This is a genomic window from Cohnella massiliensis (genome assembly GCF_900169535.1).
In the GTDB taxonomy this organism is placed as follows: Bacteria; Bacillota; Bacilli; order Paenibacillales; family Paenibacillaceae; genus Cohnella; species Cohnella algarum.
The window spans coordinates 1,117,198-1,138,415 of record NZ_LT821259.1; the positions used below are offsets into that span (position 1 = coordinate 1,117,198).

The following is a 21,218-nucleotide window of genomic DNA, read 5'->3' on the forward strand; positions in this document are numbered from 1 at the left end:
AATCCGTAATAATTAAAAATAACTTCGGCAGTTCTAACTTTGATTTTAAATACTACTTTGTGTAGTATTAAACATCGATAAAGTGGTTTCCCGGGAAGAGGAGGACTGCAGATGATGAAACCTTTATTGCTACATGGGGGCGTGTCATGACAGGCGTACTGCAAATTGGACCGTTTGTCATTCGGGCTGATTGGTTTTATTATGGTGTATCCGCGCTTATTGGATTTTCAATCGCTCGAATGGTCGTCCGAAAAAAATCGCTGCATGCGCTTCAACATTTGGATATCATTTTCAACGCCTTATTGATTGGCATCTTGATATGGAAAGTAAGCCCTTTATTTTCTGAACCGCAACTTCTTACAAATCCGTTCTCGCTATTGTTTTACCCTGGAACAACTCTCGGTTCGAGAATCGCCTTTGCAGGCGCGATGATGTATTTACTACATCGATGGTGGAGGAGTAAGGCCGACTGGAGAGAAGCGTCAGATGTTCTATCCATCGTGTTGATTTCTTCGGTGATGATTTACTTGGTAACCCATTGGCAATACGGCCTTCGAACGATGTTGCCTTGGGGAATTTCAATATCCGATCCTGAATACCGGTATCACCCGGTTAATGCATATCAATTGTTGCTCTTATTACCGCTCCTATGGCACATTATTAAACTGTCCATCGGTCAAGGCAAGATGGCTTCCCATGGTTTTATCGGCTACGGGATCATTTCGCTTTTCGTTTCCTTGCTGAAACCCAAATCCTCCATATGGCTGAACTTAACGATGGATCAATGGATTGCCATTGTCGTTATTATCATTGGTTTCATCATGATGACGATAAAAGTGCCAGAGCGTGAAACGAGATCCGAATCTAACGGAGAAAGTGGTGAGTTCAATGAGAGTTGAATTGTTTCGAATCGGCGATTTCGCTCTTCGATCTTATGGTGTCGTAATTGCCGTTGCTATCTTGTTGGGCGCATCTATTGCTTATTATTTTGCCCGTGGAACCAAATATCAAGGGCACGTGTTGGGAGTGCTCTTCTATGCGGTAATCGGTTCAATTATTGGCGCAAGAATTTGGCATGTTTTCTTTTTCCAATGGCCTTATTATTCTCAGCATCTTGGGCAGATCGTGAAAATATGGGAGGGTGGACTTGCCATACAAGGGGCGCTTGTCGGCGGACTTATCGCGGGATTCATTTATACCCGAGTAAAATCCATCTCCTTCTTGGAATTTGCGGATATACTAGTACCAGCGATTATCTTTGGCCAGGGCATTGGCCGAATTGCATGTTTTCTCAACGGAGATGCATATGGTTCTCCGACGAATTCCGGATTTGGCATCGTTTACCCTAAGGGAACTTTTGCATACGACGCCTACGGTTCACAACCGTTATGGCCGGCCGAGATATGGGAGGGGCAATTGGATTTTGTCGTTTTCGCCATACTGATCGCTTTAAAATCAAAAAAATTGCCAACCGGATATCTCTTTCTCATATACAACATGTTATACGCTGCGGGGCGCTTTGGCCTGGAATTCTTACGAGGTGATTCTCCCCGATATTTGTTGAACTGGACTGCGGGACAGTGGACAAGCGTGACGATCATCATGGCGTGCGTCATTGTGATGTTAGTCCTCAAGTTACGGCGGTCCGCATTCAATGTTGAAAGTGCGCGTTCAGAATAAAATGCACACTTCAGAAACCCTCATATTTTCATCATATTGTTCGGGTACAATAAGTGCAGAGCCGTACCGAGCCCAACTCAGTTCAAGGAGGTCGAGCTTGATGATGAATGGATCCATGATGATGGATAATTCGATGATGATCATGATGTGTATAGTTATGTTGGTGGGTTTGCTTCTATTGATTATTGCAATCGGCGTTACAGTTTATATAGTCGTTCGAAAATTAATGAGGAATGGCAATATTGAAGATCGGCCTCTGATGGTGTTGAAAGAACGTTATGCCAAAGGCGAAATAAGCGATGAAGAATACGAACATAGACGGAATAACCTATCCCGATAAATGATGAGGAGGAGATTCATTTGAACTGGTTGCAGCTAGTGCTATTGTTAGCTTGTCCATTGATGATGATCGTCTGCATGCGGGGAATGTCTCATGGAACTCATGGATCCAAAGATAAGAACAAATCCCCAACACATGCGGACGATCATTCATTGCAAAGTGAAGTTCAACAATTAAACTTCAAAATGGCGGATATGATCGAAGAAAACCGCCGATTGAATTGAGAGATTGTAGGATTGAAAAAAGTGAATTAATACGAACCGCCACCCTCCTGCAAGCGATGTAGTTGGGTAACGGTTCTTTTGTATTAGTTCATTTGCATGGCCATCGCACGGCATTCCCTTGCGCATTTTAAGCACATTTGTCCGCACATTTGAGACTCCTGATCCCGATGTTTCAGACATTCGTTTCCGCAGACTTCACAAACATATGCGCAATATTCACAGATCGATTTCATCAATAAGCTATTCTCAGACATGAACTGGGCACACAGTTCGCATACCGCCGCGCAATCCCCCAATAATTTGATCTGAGTCCTCCTGGCTTGAACATCGGGTCTGCTCAATAGAACATCACGTGTTCTATAACAGTAAGCGTCAAACCTTCCCCACCTTCGTTCCTTGCGGTAACCGTGAGATAATCCTCCTCAGAATCAAATAGACTCTCGGAATTAAGGGGGAGATCGGATCAGAAAAGAGGCTGTAGATATGAAAAATGAGCAGGAAAATCTGGATGTGAAAGTCACTTTCAAAAATAGGCATGGCAAACAAAACAAGATGAGGTGCATTTTCGAAAAGAAGCGATTCAGGGATTAAGAAGCATGCTGAAACAGTTGCGGCTGTAGCCGCTCCAACTCCTCGTGGCGGTGAACAAACCAAGCATCAATGTGCTGGCACATCATAATGCCGTAGATGCGGATGTACCACATCTTGGTGGAGCGGTGGCGGCCAGCTTCGAGCTTGTAATCAACTTTCTCGCGCTTTTGGAGCGCTCGACCGAGGTGCGGCGTTTGTAGATCAGCTTCCATGTTTGGGAGCCGCGAAGCACCGACGGAAACAGCCGCGGGTTGTCTTTACCGCACGTGTGGTAGGTGCGGCCGTATTTAGCATCGGAGCATGGCGTGGCGCAAGTGTTGGTGGTTCGGCCCTGCATCATCGGGCACATCCATTTCTGCCGGTTGCGGGTATGGTCGTAGCCGTAAGGTTTCATGGGCTTGCCCGCCGGGCAGATCGGGATGCCTTTGGGGGAAATCTTCATATCCTTGACGGTTTGCAGAAATTTTGTAGCCCGTTTATTGAGATCAATGAACGGCTGAACGCCTTGGTGCTGAAGCAGATCGTAAATGGCGGAGGCATCATGAGCGGCATCCAGCAGCATCTTCTCCACCATGCCCAAGGTGAAACGTTGCGAAAATTCCACGGTACTGACTACAAAGCTCACTGCATCGTGGCGCGAGGCGGGTTGAAGCCGAGGATACAGCGGCAGATCATGGTGACTGTTAGCAGCAGTCAGCATGTACAGGTGGTATCCGCTCACGTACTTCTCTCGAGCGCTGTCCCACCCGAGGTCGCAGTCGGGTTGGGAGTACAGGCGAGGGTGGTGGCATTTCGCTATGCCGCGGGCATGACAATCACACAGCGGTTTGCTGCGGGGGAACGCAGCGGTCACGACAGGCGTGCCATCGCCGGCGATCGCGAGCGCCTGTGGGTCCCCCAGCAGACTCAGTTTGGCCGACACCGCTACAATCTGAGATTGGAAGAATTCCAAGAGCCGATCAAAAGGCTGCTTCCGGAACGGCAAGCCGCTACGGAGCAGGCGTTTGACGAGCCGTTCCACTTTGCCGGGCGAGGTGGTCGGGGCTTTCTCCCCTTTCTTGCCGCGCTTCGGCTTACGGCGTACAGGCTTCTTCTTCGGTTTCAGGTTGTCCTCGTCGGCATCCCAGAAACGTGAAAGGAAGTCGTAGAACGTCCCGACGCCGGGTATATCCCCGGGTTCGAAGCCGCTGAGGATGGCGTAGAGTGGGACACGGTGCAACTCATCGACCCATTTGGTGAGGCCGATCTCGGGTTTGACGAGTAGAAAGAGCAAGTACGAACGGAGCATGGAAGCCGGGTCGCGGGGGGCAGGTCCCTGATCCGCGTAACGATCGCGAAGGAACGTCGTGGTATGGGAAAGGTCCGAAATGAGACACTTCCAGATGACAGGCCAATCCCGTCGTACGAGCACGGCAGCGCCGTTCGTGTAATACTGGCGCAGTCGGTCCAGGGTGACGCGCTGGTAGTCGGCATGAGAAACAAAAGCAGGCTTCAAGGGCAACACTCCGATCACGAGTAGTAAGGGGAAATTCAACCCCTTCCCGCGCGATTTTGGAGCGATTTTTAAAAAGTCAAGTGTTTTCGACAAAGAAACAGCCGAAAACCGAAATATTTTTTCCAGTTCGGGTTCCGGTTGAAATAAAAAATCCCCCCACAGAAAGTGGGAGGAAGGAAGTCGAGATGGCGCAAGGAAACCCTTGTCCCATCTGCCTCGGCGAATGCCGAGAGGCTATTCAAATCAGGGGAGGATTTTTCATGGCCAGAGAAGATGTACAGAAGAAATGGGAAGCCCGCATCGCTGCTTTCCGTTCCAGCGGTGAAAAAGCAACAAGGTGGTGCGAAGCCAATCAGGTAAATCGTCGTCAGCTCTACACTTGGATGAAAAGACTTAGCGATTCGCCTACCGATACTACTGCTGCCAAGCCTACTGCGTTCGTCAAAGCTAGAATCACTTCTGAGCCGGAAGCCAATTTGTCCGCTTGCCCTCTTCGCGTTAGGGTCGGTGCAGCCGTTATCGAGGTCGACGCCGGGTTTAATCCAGCCTTGCTCCGCGACGTGAGTCAAGCTTTGGAGGTCGTATGCTAAGCGAGCTAACCACCCGGCAGGTATATTTGGCTTGCGGAAGCACGGACTTACTGTAAAGATCAGTTGTAAAATCCTCAATATCATCAGTTGAAAAATCCCCACCTCTAGCCGACATACTCCCCGGAGGGGAGAGTCGAGATTGGTTAAGAATGGGGAATTTTTCAGGATGAAAGAGATGTTGCAACGCGGTATGAATATCACGCAGATTGCTGAAGAACTTGGTCGAGATCGCAAGACAGTCAGGAAGTGGCTGCAGGCAGATGAGCCGGGGAGTTACCCAAAGCGGAAGCCGGTTGAGGGGAAGCTTGACGATTACAAGGACTACATTCGCAGCCGCATGGCGGAGGGATGCCTGAATGCGAGAGATGAGATTCGTGAGCGCGGTTACACCGGCGGCATCACCATCCTGCGCATGTTCATGCAGCCTTTACGACCAGCAGTACAGTCCAAGGCTACCGAACGCTACGAGACGCAGCCGGGACAACAGGCTCAAGTGGACTGGGGACATTTCCGTGTTGCGCTGGACGACGGACACAAGCGGTTGTACGCGTTTGTCATGGTGCTGGGTTACTCGCGGGCGATGTATGTGGAGTTCACGGAGGATGAACGGCTGGAGACACTTCTGGGCTGCCATACGAGGGCGTTCGAATACTTCGGCGGCGTTACAGAGACGTGCCTCTACGACAACATGAAGACCGTTGTGAGCGGTCAAGCCGACAATGGCGAGGTTATCTGGAACGAGCGCTTTGCGCGGTTCGCTCGACATTACGGGTTCGTGCTGCGCCGCTGCAAGCCATACCGGCCCCGTACGAAAGGCAAGGTCGAGAACGGCGTCGGTTACTTGCGAAAGAACTTTTGGCCGCGCATACGCAGCTTTACCGGGCTGCAGGATCTTAACGACCAAGTACGCCGCTGGCTCGATACGGTGGCGAACCAGCGGGTACACGGCACTACGCATCGTGTGCCGGCAGAGCTGTGGGAAGAGGAAGAATTGCGGCCGCTTCCCGAGGTCTCCTTCGCTTACGCGGATCGGCTCCATCGTAAGGTGGCCGCGGATTGCTACGTGTCTTACGACGCCAATCGTTACTCGGTACCGTTCGCGTACGTCGGTGCTACAGTCGAAGTCCAGGACGAGAAGAACGGCACATTGCGTTTCTATTTCAATGGCCAGCTCATTGCCGAACATCCGAAGTCGTTAGGCAGACATCAAGTCGTCAGCAATAAAAAACACTTCGAGGGGATCCGTACAGCCACGAGTCGTCCGGTTGGAGAGCCCACGCCTCGTTATGTACCGCAAACCGCACCAGAAGTGTTGGAACGCTCGCTTTCGGTCTATGAATCGCTCATGGAACAGGCGATGTTCCAATGATTCTGCAAGAACGATTGGAAGCTGCCATGCGTCACTTTGGATGGGTGCGCATTCCGGAGATCATCCACCAGCATGCCGAAGAAGCGTCTAAAGCGAATATACCGTATTTGGAGTTTTTGGACAATCTCCTGGCGGAAGAATTGCTTGCCAAGCATGACCGATTCATCCAAACGCGGACGCGTCTTGCGCACCTGCCGTTCCGAAAGACGCTGGACCAGTTCGACTTCGTCTTCCAGCCGTCGATTGACGAACGGCGGATTCGGGATCTGTCCACATTACGATTCGTTGAGCACCAAGAGAACCTCATCTTCCTAGGGCCGCCCGGCGTCGGTAAGACGCATCTAGCCGTGGCGATTGGTTTGGAGGCGATTAAACATCGCTATTCAGTTTACTTCATAACAGCACACGATCTTGTACAGGCGCTGCAGACGGCGCATCTGACCAATACGATTAAGCAGAAGATGAAAGTGTTCATCAAGCCGGACCTGCTCATCATTGACGAGATCGGTTATCGGAAGATGGACGAGACTGCCGCACATTTCTTCTTCCAGATTGTCTCGGAACGATATGAGCGCGGCTCCATCATCCTCACCTCCAACAAGACGTTCGGCGCTTGGGGAGACATCTTCGGCGACAAGGTGCTTGCGACGGCGATCCTCGACCGCCTTCTTCACCACTCGAGCACCGTGAACATCAAGGGAGAGAGCTACAGAATTAAGGAGAAGAAAAAGGCCGGCTTGTTTCGCCCCGAATCAACGGGCGAATCAGAAGCTGACCGATGAAATTGGGGAACTTTCAATTGATTCTTTTGGGGAATTTTCGTTTGATCTTGACATTACGAAAATCAATCGACGGACTGGCTGCTCTCGTCCAAGAGGGACTCGGGCTAAATCCATTCTCCCCATGCTTGTACGTCTTTTGCAACCGCGAGCGTAACAAACTAAAAATCTTATACTGGGAGCACAACGGTTTCTGGCTGTTCTACCGCCGGCTCGAGCGCGGCACGTTTGAGTGGCCCAAGGATCACGGCGAACCGGTCACGGTCACTACCCGCGAGCTCCGCTGGCTGCTGGATGGACTTTCGCTCAGCCAGCAGCAGGCTCACCCCAAAGTGACCGCCGCTGCCGTCATTTAGCAATCCATTCCTTACCTGTTTCGACATATGTATCGGCAGGCATCGCCTCCATCGTGACGAAAATATAACGTATGGAAAATCGAACGGAATCCCCCACAATTGAATCCCTCCAGCGACAGGTTGCCGAACTATCCACCAAGCTCAAATGGTACGAGGAACAGTTCCGCCTGGCCCAGCACAAGCGCTTCGGCGCCTCCAGCGAGCAGACGCATCCGGACCAAATGGAGCTGAATCTGTTCAACGAAGCCGAAGTGCTCGCAATGCCTGCCGGCGAACAGCCGCCCATGGAAGAGATCACGTACGCGCGGCGCAAACAGACGGGCAAACGCGAAGCGGATCTCTCCAAGCTGCCGGTAGAAACGGTGACGTACCAACTGGCGGAAGGCGAGCAGGTATGTGAATGCTGCGGCTTCTCGCTGCACGAGATGAGCACCGAGACGCGCAGTGAAATCGCCGTCGTGCCACCACAAGTGAAGATCGTTCGCCATGTTCGGCATGTGTATGCTTGCCGCCGCTGCGAACGTGAAGACATTCAAACGCCAATTGTAACGGCGCCAATGCCCAAACCTGTATACCCAGGAAGCTTGGCTTCGCCGTCCAGCTTAGCGTATGTCATGAGCCAGAAGTACGTGGACGGCTTGCCGCTGTATCGGCAAGAACGTGCGCCACGAGGCGCTGCATAGAAAGGCTTCCTTAAAAGGAAGCGACAGGGGTACCTCAACCCGGTCAGGCTAGGGTGGCATGCGTCAGATACGAGCATATCCGAGGTGTGAAGCCCACCCGACAATGTACCTGTGAGGGGAATCCATCTCCCCAAGAGGCAGGGCTAGCCTCGATGACCTGCTACGGTCAGTGCAAACGAAGTCACGGCAGAAGCGCGGTCACGGTAAACATCCGAAATCGATGGACGATACGGATGGGGTGGTAGAAGCGGCAGACTATTGCTCTTTGGTCTGCCGACCCGATGAATCGGTGGCTGTATTCTACAGAGGTGCAAGAATGCAGATTCTCCCCGCGTATAGTGACGACCTAAGGCAGCGAGATTCGATGCAGTGAACGTGGGAACCTGGATGTTCGGCCCGCTCGGGCTGGACCGCTTCGTTGACGTGAACATTCAGGGACGGAGGAACCGTAGTAGTCCGAGAGGGGGAAAGCCCCTTACACGGCGAAGGGTTCCAGTCTAAAGTGAGGCGTATTTGCAAAAGTAGAGCCCCTGTCCATCCTGACAAAGGGGTGATTGCGATTTCCACCTTCGCTCCGACCTTCTACCGAGGAAAGAGATTCGAAACGCAAACACGTTTGGCGCGGCGAGCGATTCAAAACTGTACTTTTTCCAAACTGCACCAGTTGCTTCGATGGAATGTGCTCATTGACCTTTCCATCGACAAAGTACTCAGCAACTCCGGTTCCAAGACTCCCGGGATCGATGGAAAAACCAGAAAAGACTACACGTCTGACGAGCAAATACGGGGCCTACGGCAACAGGTCAAGGAAATCTTCCGGCACCTGACGTCATCACCGGTACGGCGCATATTCATTCCGAAGCCGCACAAACCGCAAGAACAGAGGCCGCTAGGAATACCCACGATCGCCGACCGAGTAGCCCAGGATGTCGTTCGCAGTGTACTGGAACCCATCTATGAAAGCAAACAGTACCGCCACAGCTATGGATTCCGTCCGTTTCGCTGCACACACCATGCCATCGAAAGAATTCGCCGGCTCGCGGAGCAGCAGCAGTACCATTGGGCCATAGAGATGGACATCAAAGGCTTTTTCGACAACGTAGACCACGATATTCTGATGAGTCTGTTAGCCAAAAACATCCATGACAAAAAGCTGCTGAAACTCATCCGAAACATGCTGAATGCCGGTCTCCTCCACAACGGAGAATTTCAGGAAACGGAAATGGGTACTCCACAAGGCAGCCTGTGCAGTCCCCTTCTGGCGAACGTTTACCTCACAGAGCTGGACCAATTTATTGCCAATCTGTATGAAAACCGAACGGATTGGGCGCGAAGGAAATCAGACCTGCCCTGTTTCATCATCCGATATGCAGACGACGCTGTGATCTTGTGCAAAACCCAAGCAGATGCGGAAAGACTGAAAGAGAAGGTCAGGCGCTTCCTGCAGGACAACCTGAAACTGGAACTGTCCGCCGAAAAAACACTGGTGACGCACGTTGACAGCGGTTTTGACTTCCTGGGATTCAACATCAGAAGATGGAGACGGCAAGACAAGCAAATGGTGCTGGTGAAACCAAGTCGTAAAGCGATTCAGAAGTTCAAACGCATCATGTCGCGAGATTCTAAAATGCTGCGGCACCTTCCCGGCGAAACAGCAATCCAGATGCTAAACGTCAAAATACGGGGATTCGCCGAATATTTCCGACGAGGAAACTCCAAAGAAATATTCAGGGATATTGACAATTTCTTGTGGTGGCTGGTTCTGCATCGACTCACCCAAAGAACAGGCCAATCCAGAGTCCAAGTCGCCGGAACCTATCTGTTTCCGTATAACATGAATCAGAATCACCCCCAATATCGGAAATATGCCGCTCGCAACTTCGGTTTTAAAGATGAAGCGAACGGGGGCGCGCACATCCTGGATCGACTGCAATACTACAAGATTGAATACATCAATCAATGTTCCCAAAAACATCCGTATATCAAAGAAGATCGAGCGCAGCTAGAACGCGACAGGAAGCTGAAAAACCTTCTGAATGTACACAAGAAACGATTTCTCCACCGCTTATTCGGACGGGACAACTGGTTTTCATTTCGAACGGACGTGGTGAAGCGACAGAAGGGCCGCTGTGCCGAGTGTAAACGGAAGCTGACGCAAAGGCACACGCATGTATACTTTCAAGATGCGAGTTCACATCTGGAACACTCCGAGGAAGAATGGAACGAGTACCTGACTGCGCTATGCATTTCCTGCTACAAAAGGAAACAACGTAAAGAACAGGGCTAACCGCAAATCGCGCAGCACAAAGCCACTTTAGATGGAGAGCCGGATGCGCCGAAAGGCGCACGTCCGGTTCGGAGAAGGGCGTGACCGTCTAACTATCCTCAAGGATGGGTCGGGTTGCGCCTATTCTACAGCAGTTCGCGCGTCTAGGGTACACGCTGTCCCGCCAGACGATGGCGAATTGGATGATCTATGGCGCGGAGCAATGGCTCGCGCCGATCGTCGCGGCCATGAAAGCGTACTTGCTTCGGCAGGAAGCGCTCCATGCGGATGAAACGACGCTGCAGGTGCTGCGCGAACCAGGGAAATCGGCCGAATCGACGTCGTACCTGTGGTTGTATCGCACCGGACGCGGCGTTTCGCCGGCTGTCATCTACGACTACCAGAAGACGCGGGGCGGCGAGCATCCCCGGAACTTCTTATCCGGGTTTAAAGGCTATCTGCATGTGGATGGCTACCCGGGCTACCATAAAGTCGCCGGTGTAACGTTAGTCGGATGCTGGGCGCATGCCAGACGCAAGTACGACGAGGCGCTCAAAGCAGCACCGCCCGAATCGAAGAAGCAATCGGAAACAGTGGCCGGTCAGGGACTGGCATACTGCAACGCGCTCTTTGCAATCGAACGCGATCTGAAGGACGTCACGCCGGAAGAACGTCATGCCGAGCGCCAGAAGCGAAGTCTTCCGGTCGTAGAGGCTTATTCGGCATGGCTTCGTCAGCAGCGATCAAGAACGCTGCCGAAAAGTCTGGTCGGACAAGCAATCGCCTACAGCCTAAATCAGTGGGACAAGCTGAACGTATTTCTAAAGGACGGGCGGTTGGAGATCGATAACAACCGAAGCGAACGGTCGATAAAACCGTTCGTGATCGGGAGAAAGAATTGGCTGTTCGCCAATACACCGCGCGGTGCTAAAGCAAGCTCCACAATTTACAGCATCATCGAGACGGCCAAGGAGAATGGGCTGCATCCGTTTCAGTACCTAAAGTACCTATTCGAGCAGTTGCCTCAATTGGAGGATCCTCGTGACCCGGAGGCGTTAGAGCCCTTCTTACCGTGGTCAACATCGCTCCCACTGACTTGTCGCGTATTTTCATAACAAAAGCATAGATCAGCCCCCATCCCGAATACAGGTGGGGGCTATTTGACGCTTACGGTTAACGACATCTTAGGATCGAGCTGACGCATAATCCTCCTCCGTTTCCACATACTACAGGCAAGCAAAATCGAGGAGTGGTTAGCATATGAAATGGAATCCACTATTCCTAATTGTCGTTGCTTCAGTTATATCTTCGGGCTGCAGCCAATCGACACCCCGTTCGTTGAATGCAAAACCTAGCCCGAAACAAATAAATACTCCCAACCAGGGCTCGATGCATGCTCAGGCAGCCAGCCCGGACATACTAACGACCAAAAAACTGCGCAGTTTGCCAGCTTTGGCTGAAACGGATTCGGTCCAACCAACAGGTAAAGTACGCGAATATAAGCTGGAAGCCAAAGTCGCCAAATGGGAACTGGTTTCAGGCGTTCAAACAGATGCTGATACTTTTAATGGAACTGTGCCAGGGCCTGTTATTCGCGCCAACGAAGGGGATACCATTCGGGTCATCGTTAAAAATAGCTTGCCCGAAGAGACCTCGATTCACTGGCACGGACTGCACGTTCCGAATAAGATGGATGGCGTCCCGTCATTCACTCAGCAAGCCATAAAACCCGGAGAGACTTTTACGTATGAATTCACCGCGAATCATGCCGGCACGTACATGTACCACTCCCACTTCAACAGTATTCAGCAGATCGATAAAGGCTTGTACGGTTTGTTGATTATTGATCCGCAGAAGGAGTCCCTCAAGCATGATCGCGAATACGCCATGATCTTCGGCGGATGGAATATACCCGATAAAGCTGGAGGCACGGCAACAAATAACAATGATCAAATGTCTGGAATGGCAAAAGGGGAACCAAAGCCGTTAAAGAAAAAAGGCGATATCCGAAGCATGATGGAGCAGGGCCTTAAAGACAAATCGAGCCAACTGCACAGCATGATGGAAATGCCTTCGAAATCGCCGAATAATCAAGCGGGAAGCACCGTTATGGGTATGGATTACAACTACTGGACGATTAACGGAAAGTCTTTTCCCGATACCCAGCCCATTGAAGTAAAGGAAGGAGAATTGATACGAATTCGGCTTGCGAATATTAGCAATGGGACACATCCCATGCATTTGCACGGTCACGATTTTCGAGTCATTGCCAAAGATGGTCATCCGCTGACTTCACCTCAAATTATGAATACCGTTACCGTCAATCCGGGTGAAACTTTCGACATTGATTTTATTGCCGATAGTCCGGGGGAATGGGTATTCCATTGCCATGAGCTGCACCATACGACGAATGCTTCGGTCGAACCGGGAGGTCTAATGGCGCTCGTCAAATATGTGAAGTAACCAAAGGTATCCAAGAAAACGGTGCAAATAGATTTTGGATTTCCGGGAATAACTACAATTTGTAGTAAAAAAAACAAAGGAGGAACTTAAAATGTCGCACCAACGTTATCAAGCCTGTATTGACGAATGCTTGCGCTGCATGCAGGCGTGCAACCATTGTTACGATGCTTGTCTGAACGAAAACAATATGGCGATGATGAAAGAGTGTATTCGATTGGGTGTCGAGTGCGCAGCTATCTGTTCGTTCGCAGCAGAAGCCATGTCGCGAAACAGTCCGTATGTCCATCAGATTTGCGAACTGTGCGCCAAGATTTGTGAAGCATGCGGTACCGAGTGCAAAAAACATTCGGAAGCTCATTGCCAACAGTGTGCTGAAGCATGCTTTAAATGTGCAGAGATTTGCAAAAATATGATGGTCGCTGCTTGAATTGTTGGTCAGACCTCAGATCGGGAAACAGAACTTGCCGGCTTCGGACAAGTTCTGTTTCCCGTTTGACTGCATCATTCGTTGAAACTACAATTTATCGTAGCAAGGGCAATAATTAACGATGGCGAAATCAATTGGAGGAAAAGAATGAGGACGATATTGGTCGTTGAAGATGAACCTAAAATTCGTCAAGTCGTGACTTCCTATTTAATACATGGCGGGTATCAAGTTGAAGAAGCCGAATCAGGCCATCAAACTCTGGCGCTCCTTGAGCGTACGTCCGTTGATTTGATTTTATTGGATTTGATGCTGCCGGATATAAGCGGCGAGGTATTGTGCCAACAAATCAGGGCTCGAAGCTCGATTCCGATTATCATGTTAACGGCAAAATCGGCAAAATCACAACAAGTCCATGGTTTAGAAATCGGGGCGGACGATTACATCGTAAAGCCGTTTGACCCGGCAGAATTACTGGCACGTATCCGTGCAGTTCTTAGACGAACGAACGAAGAAGATGTACTGGCAGACCGGATTGTCTCCAAGAATGGAGAGCTGGTTGTTGATTCTGTTCGTAACGAAGTTTTATTGAAGGATCAACCCGTTCCCCTGACAGGAGCGGAATATAAGCTTCTATTGGTATTCGTTCGTCATCCTTGTCGGACCTTTAGCCGGGAAGAACTGATTGAGAAAATACATAGCTTGGATTTCGAGGGTGATACGCGAACCATTGATCAGCATATTAAAAATATTCGCCAAAAGATTGAAACCGATCCTAAAAAGCCAACGTACATACAAACCGTTTACGGCGTTGGCTACCGCTATTCTGGAGGGTAATTTCCGATGAGCAAAAAACTTTCGTTTCGGATTAGCGTGCTTTTAATGCTGTGGTCGGGGGCAATCTTAGTTGTTGCAAGTATCGCCATTGTGAATGCCACCCATTTTCACTTTCAACTTTATGGGCAGGAAGCGGCACACAGCCAAAGCAACGGAATGCTAAACAAACATTTGGAACAAGCCATTATTCAGTCGGTAATGTTGACTATTGTCTTCTCGATCATTTTAGCTGGATTGCTAAGCGTATATGTTGCCCGGCGCATATCATCCCCATTGGTAAAGATGAAGCAGGCGGCGCTTGCGATATCTCATGGAGATTTGAAAACCCGGGTCCGGTCAACCAATAAAGATGAGATGTCCGAGCTCGGTCAAGCTTTAAATTACCTGGCGGAACAGTTACAGTATCAACAGGATCTCAGGACAGCGATGAGCGAGAACATCGCTCATGAATTGCGAACGCCTCTAACGACCTTGAAAAGTTTCCTATCGGCTATGAAGGATGGAATATGGGAACCGACAACCGAACGACTGGAATCCTGCCAAGACGAAATCAATCGATTAATCCACTTGGTGCACGACTTGGAACAATTAAATGAACTCTCATCCCCGGATTTTCTTCTACAACGAACAAACTTTTCCCTACGGGACCATATCGATAAAATTGTTCAGCTCAATCAAGCCGCATTCATGGAGAAGTCCATTCACTTTAGCATTGATGACATTCCGGATATCCAAGTGTCTTGGGATGAAAGCCGGATGATTCAGGTCTGGAACAACCTGCTTTCCAATGCCTTGAAGTTTACGGATGTAGGCGGATATGTGAGAATCTATGCTCATAAGAGAGAAGAACGCGTCACGCTAGCGATTGAGGATTCTGGAATCGGCATTCCGACTCGCGAAATTCCTCACGTATTTGAACGATTTTACCGTACCGATAAATCCAGAAGCCGACAATCCGGCGGTAGCGGTCTGGGCCTGTCGATCGCCAAATCGATCGTAGAAGCCCATTCCGGACAAATTTGGGCCCACAATAAAGGGAGTGAAGGGGGGACGATTGTCTACGTTCAATTGCCGATCAACGCCATTTAAAAAGATTCCCCTATCGTGCTATACTTTAGTTGGAGATATCTGGACGTTGGCAAAGGAGAAGGTTTCGAATGGAGGACATTATTCAGGAATACAAACGAGATCCGGAGTCGGTTTATCATACGTGGTTTCTCAACAACGATGACCGTCTGAAAGCGTTTCGCACCATCCGCAAGAGCCTGGCTAAAGTTATTCTCGAGATCGAACTCGGCACCTTCGGAAATGATTTTAAGGGCTCCAGCCTTGAAATCGTGCTGGCGGCCATTTCGGAACAGAAGCAAGTGTTTGAAGGAGCTGCGCATGCTTTCTATTGGAAACCGAAATTACGAATCCCGGATATTTATGAGAATGTACCGAATCAAAAGGCTTTCGGCCGATTTTTGAAGGCGTGCATGGAAGCAACGGCAGAAGAGCAGGTTATAGCTGAAATTGGGAAATTGAATGCTCTTCAAATCAAGGGATTGGGACCTGCCGTTGCGAATATTCTCTATTTTTTGCATCCGACATGGTTTCCTCCTTTTAATACCGCTATCGTGAATGGATTTAATGCCTTATTTTCAGAAAAGAAAAAGTTGGGTTCATGGGATGCATACCTTGAAATGCGCGAAGTGATCGTAACAAAAAATATTGAGTATCGAAACCTGTTGTCAAAGGATTTGGGCGCGATCGCGGGATTATTGTTTGAAATTGGAACCAATCGGCTGGTTATAGAGGAAAACTCGGTTCAAATCATCGAGAGGGAGATCGAAAAAAGGTCAAAGGCAAAAGACAAACGGCATAAAGAAGTTCAAGCAGATGAACAAGAGGAACATGCGCATACGGAGATGCAATATTATTTGGCCAAGTTAGGCCGCTCTCTTGGATATCAAGTCTGGATTGCACGCAATGACCATAAACGTTTATGGAATGAGCAGCCTCTTGGGGAATGGTCCATCAAAAAATTGGAGTTGAAAGGGATTCCGGATGCTGTCTTGGATACCGTCTCGCTGATCGATGTTCTGTGGTTGGACGACTCGCATCAAATTGTCAGCGGTTTTGAAGTGGAGAAGAGTACCTCGATATACTCGGGCATCTTGCGATTAAACGACTTATCACTATCGATCCCTTCCAAAGCCGCTCCTTTTTACTTAGTGGCTCCAGATTGCAGGGAGAAAGAAATCAAAGCTCAATTGTTACGCCCGTCATTCCGACATATCGACTCCGTCACCTTGTCGTATATCTTATTCAAGGACTTGAGATGCGATTGCGATGCCATGTGTAAATTCGGTAATGACGTAACCGTTCTGCAGAAGATCGGGAAAGCCGTATCATAAGAAAAACGAAGGGAGCGGTTAAAACCGTTCCCTTCGTTTTTGAAAGTTATTCAGGCATATTGCCGGCATTCGGATCTGCTACGAAATCGGTCTTATAATCCGTATATTTCAGTTCCGTGACCATGCCGGCCGAAGCATGGTGCAAATCGTGGCAGTGGAACATCCAGTTGCCCGGGTTGTCAGCTTTAAAGGCAACGACATACTCTTCGCCAGGTTTCACATTGATCGTGTCCTTAAATACAGGCGAGCCTTCCAACGGCTTTCCGTTCTTGCTAAGGACCTGGAAGAAATGTCCGTGCAGATGCATCGGGTGATCGTCTGATTTCGAGTTGTTGACAAGCTTCACTTTCACCGTGTCGCCTTTCTTCACATTAAGCGGATCCGTATTCGGAAATGTTTTGTCGTTGATGGTATAGACCATATTCCCGTTTTGCATTTCCGTATTGAGATTCATCGTATACTCTACGTCGTATTTTTGATCCAAGGTGAATGTCGTCTTCCCGGCTTGACCATATTGAGTAAGATCTACAGCTGCAAGCTTCTCGGTAGCGTTGGATTTATCGGAACCCGCGGCAGCTCCTTCATAAACAATCATGGCTTTCATTCCGGAAGCTGCTTTATTGTCGCTATGATCTTCGATCAACCATTGGCCCGGATTGTTCGCCGTAAACTCAATGTCATACCGTTCGCCCGGAGCAATGTTGATGACGTTGTCCTTAATAATCCCTGGATTATTGATCGGTTGACCATCTGTCGAAATGATCTTGAATTCATGGCCATGCAAATGAATTTGGTGAGACATATAACCGGCATTGATTAACCGAATGCGGACTTTATCGCCCTCTTTGACAGGCAACTGATCGACAAGGGATCCGGACTTCCCGTTTATCGAGAACAGGTCGTACATGCTCATATCATCTCCCATGGACATCGTGCCCATGCTGCTGTCCGAGGATGAAGAAGCGTCGTTACCCATATCCATGCCGTTGTGATCCATGCTGGACATATCCATACCGGACATGTCCTCTCCGTCAGTCATATCCATACCTGACATTCCGCCGGACATATCCATCGTTTCTCCGGAGCTAATCCATTCGTCGAGCATCAAGGTGTAATCCCGATCCACCTTCTCATCGTCATTTCCTTCAACAATAAAGGACCCGTACAAGCCGCGATCCAACTGATTGACGCTGTCTTGGTGAGAGTGATACCAATACGTTCCCGGAACATTTGCTTTAAATTCATAGGTGAACGTTTGACCCGGTTGAACGGCGTTTTGCGTAACGCCCGGAATGCCGTCCATCGCATTAGGGACGGGAACGCCGTGCCAATGAATCGTTACGGGGACGGACAGCTCGTTTTTCAAATTGATTTTTACCGTGTCCCCTTGCTTAACGCGAATTTGCGGACCGGGAACGGAGTTGTTGAACGTCCATACCGGCAATGTTTTGCCAGGAGCGATCTCTTGGTTGCTTGCTTCGGCTGTCAAATTAAATTCTTTCCCCGTCAGAACTTCCGTTTTCACGGTTTGGCCGGAAGGAGAGGCTGACGGCGAAGCCGTCAGGGAAGCGTTCGATGATGGTTCTGCGCTTTCGGTTCCCATGTTCATGCCGGAGTGATCCATTCCTTCCATCGAGCTTGAACAACCCGCTAAAACGACTGCTAATGCGCCGATGACAATTCCAACTTTGTACTTCCATCTTTGTTTCAATCCAGTCCAACCCCTTCATCTTAATTTGAATGTTTTCAGTTTAAACAGCAAATGTGAAGAAGTGATGAGGACGATGACTAGACAACAAAATGTCACGAATGAACGGTTGACGTATGCATGTGTTGGTACTACAATTTGTAGTATAAAATCAAAAGGTTGATGATAATGGATGAAGAGAAACCGACAATTGCCCGGGTTATTCTGCTTGTATTTGTGGTGATCATTGCCGGTTTTGTGGTTTGGGGAGTAACATCAAACCAAGAGAGCGGAAAGGAAACCTTGCGTATACCGGGTTATGAAGACGATCGAAAAGTGTGATAAGATGGGAGGAGGGAGGGCTTGAAATGAAAGTACAACGAATGAAATTGAACGAAGAGGGATTAAATCGATTCTTTGGGCCATTAGAGGCTCAAATTATGGATATTGTTTGGAAAGCGGGCCATATTAATGTGAAAGAAGTCCAATCCTCTCTCGATGAGGAGCTATCCTACACAGCCGTCATGACCGTGTTGAACCGATTGCATGAAAAAGGGCATCTGTTGAAATCAACGACGGGAAAAGGCCGGAATCGAATCAGTTATTATCAACCTTCTCAAAGCAAAGAAGAGTTTCTACGGGAACAAACCAAAGCGGTCACGCATGGATTGGTGCAGGAATATGGGTCGCTGGTGGTGAATCATTTTTTGGATGCCTTCGAACAAGCCGATCCCGAATTGCTTGAAACGTTGGAAAAAAGGCTTCAGGAATGGAAACGGGAGAACACATGAAGAGCCGCAAGCATCATCTCATCTTCCTGTTGATGACGTTGGTGAGCTTGTTCGCTTGGTCGCAAATGATCCTTTACCTTGTACACGAAATTAGCGGCTATAACCTCAAGTGGGGACTTCTTCAATATTGCGTCAATGCGATTCGTGAACAAACGATCTTGCACCAAGCCGTATTTGTTGGTCTAAATATTGCCATATTTTACAGCTTTGGTGTAGCATTCTGGATCATTGCGCAGCAAATTTTGCAGGCTAATAAATGGAATCGATTTGTCCTTCTGCACCAAGACCAACATTTGACTGAACAAACGAGTCGAACATTCCAATTAATGGGTTTTCCGATTGTGGTCATTCGACATCAAGGGTTGTTAGCCGTAACTTCCGGCTTTTTACGCCCCAGAATCATCATTTCGTCTGAACTAGTCGAGCGCTTTTCTGAACGTGAACTTAAGGCTATTTTATGGCATGAACGAAGTCACTGCAGGCAGCTTGACCCTCTTCGGATATTAATGGTAACGATGATGAGGAAGAGTCTTCCCTTTATTCCGATTCTTAAACAGTGGGCGCGCTTCGTCGAAGTATCCGTTGAACTGCAGGCCGATCAGTATGCCGTTCGACGAATGAATTCCGCTTACGAGCTTGCCAGTGTATTGCTTAAATGCTCTAACACTTTTTCTAAAGTGTCGGCAAGTGTCGGCTTTGCCGATCAAGCCATTAATTATCGTTTAAAGCAACTAATCGACCCTAAAACCACTTTCAGAATACCTTTACTTGAAACGATACCTTTCATGTTTTCTGCCTTGATTATGATGCTATTGGCCAGCATCGTTACGAGCGGCTGTTCTTGAGCCGCTTTGTTTTTAATCTTACTACTACGAAATGTAGTAACTATGGAGGCACTTATGCTTGGTACGGCTGACGTTTCGTTCGGGGTCGTTTTTGTTGCCGGTGTACTATCTTTTTTATCGCCTTGCTGTTTGCCTTTATACCCCACCTATCTGTCCTATCTGTCAGGAGTTTCCGTTAAGGAACTTCAAGAGGGACGGGGAACGGTCAAGCGAAGTGTTCTGCCTCATGCGTTATGTTTTATCGCCGGATTTTCAATCATTTTTTATTCCCTGGGCTTATCCGCCAGCTTCATTGGCCGCTTGTTCGCTGAGCGGCAAGATCTAATTAGACAATTGGGGGGGCTTTTGATCGTCATTACGGGACTGATCATGCTGGGGATCTTCAAACCGAAGCTGATCATGAAGGAGAAGCGGTGGATCTTTAAACAGAAATCGGTCTCCTATGTTGGTTCGTTCCTCGTCGGGATTACGTATGCTGCCGGTTGGACTCCCTGTGTTGGGCCAATACTGGCGGCTGTGCTCGCGATGGGTGTAAGCGAACCGGCAAAAGCGATTGGGTATACGACCATTTATTCAATGGGCTTTGCCGTGCCCTTTTTGGTGATGGCTTTCCTTGTTGGCAGAATCAAGTGGCTGAACCGGCATGCCTCGCTATTCATGAAGATAGGCGGAGTCCTGATGATCATAACCGGGGTCCTGCTCTATACCGATCAAATGAGCATGATTACGCGACGATTGATCGGAATATACGGCGGGTTTCGCGGCTTTTAGAAGAGAGGGGAAATTGGCAAGTGAAAAAGCAACTGATGCTCTTGGCGATTGTAGTGATTTTGATCGTTGTCGCCATCGTCCTGCCAAACCGTTCAAACCAAGAACAGACGGCAAAAATAGGCTATCGAGCGCCGGATTTTACCCTTCAAGGATTTGATGATACTTCCTATGCATTAGCAGATCAACAGGGGAAGCCGATGTTAGTCAATTTTTGGACTTCCTGGTGCGGTCCTTGTCAAAAGGAGGCGCCTGATTTGGTCCGTCTCTATGACAAGTATAAAAATCAAATTGAATTCTATGCCGTAAATACAACTTCAGACGATAATGTTGCCGATGCTGCGGCATTTGTTCGAAAGTTTGGATTGCCGTTTCCGGTACTGCTTGATCGAAAGGGCGAAGTCTCCAAGCTTTATCAAGTTCGATCTTACCCTACCACTTACTTTGTCGATGCCAAAGGGACGATCCGTAACATCAATTATGGCATTGTATCTCCGGATTCGTTAGAACAGACCATTATTCAAACCATCAAACAATCATAGGCAAACTAGCATTGTGAAGAAAGTGGAGGAGTACGATTACATGTGTGGAATTGCCGGCGTGATGCTGCTTAACGTTAATTATGAACTGT

Annotated in this window: 21 protein-coding genes and 3 pseudogenes; 21 read left to right on the forward strand and 3 right to left on the reverse strand. The window is 48.9% G+C overall.

Going from position 1 to position 21,218, the window contains the following annotated elements; genetic code table 11:
• Positions 1-146: 146 nt before the first annotated feature.
• The 4 genes from B7E11_RS18940 to B7E11_RS18955 all read left to right on the forward strand — a co-directional run bounded on the left by B7E11_RS18940 (position 147) and on the right by B7E11_RS18955 (position 2,244).
• Entirely contained in the window at positions 147-899 is a 753-nt protein-coding gene (locus B7E11_RS18940) for a prolipoprotein diacylglyceryl transferase family protein (RefSeq protein WP_080837467.1), read from the forward strand.
• Positions 889-1,680 (forward strand): prolipoprotein diacylglyceryl transferase, encoded by a 792-nt coding sequence (lgt, locus tag B7E11_RS18945; protein WP_080837470.1) that lies wholly within the window; start codon positions 889-891, stop codon positions 1,678-1,680. Before B7E11_RS18940 ends, lgt begins: the two co-directional genes overlap by 11 nt.
• A 100-nt stretch (positions 1,681-1,780) precedes the next feature.
• Positions 1,781-2,020 carry an SHOCT domain-containing protein gene (locus tag B7E11_RS18950; RefSeq protein ID WP_080837473.1) on the forward strand — a complete coding sequence of 80 codons (240 nt, stop codon included), beginning with the start codon at positions 1,781-1,783 and terminating at the stop codon, positions 2,018-2,020.
• A gap of 20 nt (positions 2,021-2,040) precedes the next feature.
• Positions 2,041-2,244: a DUF2933 domain-containing protein gene (locus B7E11_RS18955; protein ID WP_080837476.1), complete on the forward strand. Its 204-nt coding sequence runs from the start codon at positions 2,041-2,043 to the stop codon at positions 2,242-2,244.
• An 83-nt stretch (positions 2,245-2,327) separates the two neighbouring features.
• Here the strand turns inward: B7E11_RS18955 and B7E11_RS31130 are convergent.
• Positions 2,328-2,600, reverse strand: a pseudogene (locus B7E11_RS31130) (four-helix bundle copper-binding protein); the annotation flags it as partial.
• Positions 2,601-2,917: 317 nt separating this feature from the next.
• Positions 2,918-4,330: a transposase gene (locus B7E11_RS18960; RefSeq protein ID WP_245809765.1), complete on the reverse strand. Its 1,413-nt coding sequence runs from the start codon at positions 4,328-4,330 to the stop codon at positions 2,918-2,920.
• A 260-nt stretch (positions 4,331-4,590) separates the two neighbouring features.
• Here B7E11_RS18960 and tnpA point away from each other — a divergent pair, with 260 nt between their 5' ends.
• The 12 genes and pseudogenes from tnpA (at position 4,591) to B7E11_RS19020 (ending at position 16,496) form a co-directional block, all read left to right on the forward strand.
• Positions 4,591-4,920, forward strand: a complete 330-nt coding sequence (tnpA, locus tag B7E11_RS18965; RefSeq protein WP_139787254.1) for an IS66 family insertion sequence element accessory protein TnpA — start codon at positions 4,591-4,593, stop codon at positions 4,918-4,920.
• A gap of 166 nt (positions 4,921-5,086) precedes the next feature.
• Entirely contained in the window at positions 5,087-6,289 is a 1,203-nt protein-coding gene (gene istA, locus B7E11_RS18970) for an IS21 family transposase (RefSeq protein ID WP_245809766.1), read from the forward strand.
• Positions 6,286-7,071 (forward strand): IS21-like element helper ATPase IstB, encoded by a 786-nt coding sequence (istB, locus tag B7E11_RS18975; protein WP_080837483.1) that lies wholly within the window; start codon positions 6,286-6,288, stop codon positions 7,069-7,071. Before istA ends, istB begins: the two co-directional genes overlap by 4 nt.
• The gene (gene tnpB, locus B7E11_RS18980) at positions 7,068-7,424 is read left to right on the forward strand and encodes an IS66 family insertion sequence element accessory protein TnpB (protein WP_080837486.1); all 357 of its coding nucleotides are present in this window, start codon (positions 7,068-7,070) and stop codon (positions 7,422-7,424) included. The genes istB and tnpB overlap by 4 nt, the downstream gene beginning before the upstream one ends.
• Before the next feature lie 71 nt (positions 7,425-7,495).
• Positions 7,496-8,086: pseudogene (locus B7E11_RS18985) on the forward strand (transposase); the annotation flags it as partial.
• A gap of 571 nt (positions 8,087-8,657) precedes the next feature.
• On the forward strand, positions 8,658-10,394 hold the full coding sequence (gene ltrA / locus B7E11_RS18990) for a group II intron reverse transcriptase/maturase (protein ID WP_176220815.1): 1,737 nt from the start codon (positions 8,658-8,660) through the stop codon (positions 10,392-10,394).
• A gap of 128 nt (positions 10,395-10,522) precedes the next feature.
• Positions 10,523-11,488, forward strand: a pseudogene (gene tnpC, locus B7E11_RS18995) (IS66 family transposase); the annotation flags it as partial.
• Positions 11,489-11,633: 145 nt separating this feature from the next.
• On the forward strand, positions 11,634-12,836 hold the full coding sequence (locus tag B7E11_RS19000) for a multicopper oxidase family protein (protein WP_080837492.1): 1,203 nt from the start codon (positions 11,634-11,636) through the stop codon (positions 12,834-12,836).
• A gap of 91 nt (positions 12,837-12,927) precedes the next feature.
• The gene (locus tag B7E11_RS19005; protein WP_080837495.1) at positions 12,928-13,263 is read left to right on the forward strand and encodes a four-helix bundle copper-binding protein; all 336 of its coding nucleotides are present in this window, start codon (positions 12,928-12,930) and stop codon (positions 13,261-13,263) included.
• A 147-nt stretch (positions 13,264-13,410) separates the two neighbouring features.
• A complete protein-coding gene (locus tag B7E11_RS19010) occupies positions 13,411-14,097 on the forward strand; it encodes a response regulator transcription factor (protein WP_080837496.1) in 687 nt (228 codons plus the stop codon).
• Positions 14,098-14,103: 6 nt separating this feature from the next.
• A complete protein-coding gene (locus B7E11_RS19015) occupies positions 14,104-15,186 on the forward strand; it encodes a sensor histidine kinase (protein WP_080837498.1) in 1,083 nt (360 codons plus the stop codon).
• 68 nt (positions 15,187-15,254) lie between these two features.
• The gene (locus tag B7E11_RS19020; RefSeq protein ID WP_080837501.1) at positions 15,255-16,496 is read left to right on the forward strand and encodes a hypothetical protein; all 1,242 of its coding nucleotides are present in this window, start codon (positions 15,255-15,257) and stop codon (positions 16,494-16,496) included.
• A gap of 46 nt (positions 16,497-16,542) precedes the next feature.
• Here the strand turns inward: B7E11_RS19020 and B7E11_RS19025 are convergent, their stop codons facing one another.
• Positions 16,543-18,129 carry a multicopper oxidase family protein gene (locus B7E11_RS19025; protein ID WP_080840888.1) on the reverse strand — a complete coding sequence of 529 codons (1,587 nt, stop codon included), beginning with the start codon at positions 18,127-18,129 and terminating at the stop codon, positions 16,543-16,545.
• A 243-nt stretch (positions 18,130-18,372) separates the two neighbouring features.
• On the opposite strand from B7E11_RS19025, the gene B7E11_RS29675 reads away from it, so the two are divergent.
• The 5 genes from B7E11_RS29675 to B7E11_RS19045 are packed head-to-tail and all read left to right on the forward strand — an operon-like array spanning position 18,373 to position 21,129.
• On the forward strand, positions 18,373-18,525 hold the full coding sequence (locus B7E11_RS29675; RefSeq protein WP_176220816.1) for a hypothetical protein: 153 nt from the start codon (positions 18,373-18,375) through the stop codon (positions 18,523-18,525).
• 26 nt (positions 18,526-18,551) lie between these two features.
• Positions 18,552-18,974: a BlaI/MecI/CopY family transcriptional regulator gene (locus B7E11_RS19030; RefSeq protein WP_080837504.1), complete on the forward strand. Its 423-nt coding sequence runs from the start codon at positions 18,552-18,554 to the stop codon at positions 18,972-18,974.
• The gene (locus tag B7E11_RS19035) at positions 18,953-19,819 is read left to right on the forward strand and encodes a M56 family metallopeptidase (protein ID WP_080837506.1); all 867 of its coding nucleotides are present in this window, start codon (positions 18,953-18,955) and stop codon (positions 19,817-19,819) included. Before B7E11_RS19030 ends, B7E11_RS19035 begins: the two co-directional genes overlap by 22 nt.
• A gap of 54 nt (positions 19,820-19,873) precedes the next feature.
• Positions 19,874-20,590 carry a cytochrome c biogenesis CcdA family protein gene (locus B7E11_RS19040; protein WP_080837508.1) on the forward strand — a complete coding sequence of 239 codons (717 nt, stop codon included), beginning with the start codon at positions 19,874-19,876 and terminating at the stop codon, positions 20,588-20,590.
• Positions 20,591-20,610: 20 nt separating this feature from the next.
• The gene (locus B7E11_RS19045; protein ID WP_080837513.1) at positions 20,611-21,129 is read left to right on the forward strand and encodes a TlpA family protein disulfide reductase; all 519 of its coding nucleotides are present in this window, start codon (positions 20,611-20,613) and stop codon (positions 21,127-21,129) included.
• The last annotated feature ends 89 nt before the right edge of the window (positions 21,130-21,218 follow it).

Coding starts and splice junctions, on each gene's coding strand:
- lgt (WP_080837470.1), top strand. CDS start 889: ATGAGAGTTGAATTGTTTCGAATCGGCGATTTCGCTCTTCGATCTTAT.
- B7E11_RS19005 (WP_080837495.1), top strand. CDS start 12,928: ATGTCGCACCAACGTTATCAAGCCTGTATTGACGAATGCTTGCGCTGC.
- B7E11_RS19035 (WP_080837506.1), top strand. CDS start 18,953: ATGGAAACGGGAGAACACATGAAGAGCCGCAAGCATCATCTCATCTTC.
- B7E11_RS19010 (WP_080837496.1), top strand. CDS start 13,411: ATGAGGACGATATTGGTCGTTGAAGATGAACCTAAAATTCGTCAAGTC.
- istB (WP_080837483.1), top strand. CDS start 6,286: ATGATTCTGCAAGAACGATTGGAAGCTGCCATGCGTCACTTTGGATGG.
- B7E11_RS18940 (WP_080837467.1), top strand. CDS start 147: ATGACAGGCGTACTGCAAATTGGACCGTTTGTCATTCGGGCTGATTGG.
- B7E11_RS19040 (WP_080837508.1), top strand. CDS start 19,874: ATGCTTGGTACGGCTGACGTTTCGTTCGGGGTCGTTTTTGTTGCCGGT.
- B7E11_RS19025 (WP_080840888.1), bottom strand. CDS start 18,129: ATGGAAGGAATGGATCACTCCGGCATGAACATGGGAACCGAAAGCGCA.
- B7E11_RS19000 (WP_080837492.1), top strand. CDS start 11,634: ATGAAATGGAATCCACTATTCCTAATTGTCGTTGCTTCAGTTATATCT.
- istA (WP_245809766.1), top strand. CDS start 5,087: ATGAAAGAGATGTTGCAACGCGGTATGAATATCACGCAGATTGCTGAA.
- B7E11_RS19015 (WP_080837498.1), top strand. CDS start 14,104: ATGAGCAAAAAACTTTCGTTTCGGATTAGCGTGCTTTTAATGCTGTGG.
- tnpA (WP_139787254.1), top strand. CDS start 4,591: ATGGCCAGAGAAGATGTACAGAAGAAATGGGAAGCCCGCATCGCTGCT.
- B7E11_RS29675 (WP_176220816.1), top strand. CDS start 18,373: ATGGATGAAGAGAAACCGACAATTGCCCGGGTTATTCTGCTTGTATTT.
- tnpB (WP_080837486.1), top strand. CDS start 7,068: ATGAAATTGGGGAACTTTCAATTGATTCTTTTGGGGAATTTTCGTTTG.
- B7E11_RS19020 (WP_080837501.1), top strand. CDS start 15,255: ATGGAGGACATTATTCAGGAATACAAACGAGATCCGGAGTCGGTTTAT.
- B7E11_RS18950 (WP_080837473.1), top strand. CDS start 1,781: ATGATGAATGGATCCATGATGATGGATAATTCGATGATGATCATGATG.
- B7E11_RS19030 (WP_080837504.1), top strand. CDS start 18,552: ATGAAAGTACAACGAATGAAATTGAACGAAGAGGGATTAAATCGATTC.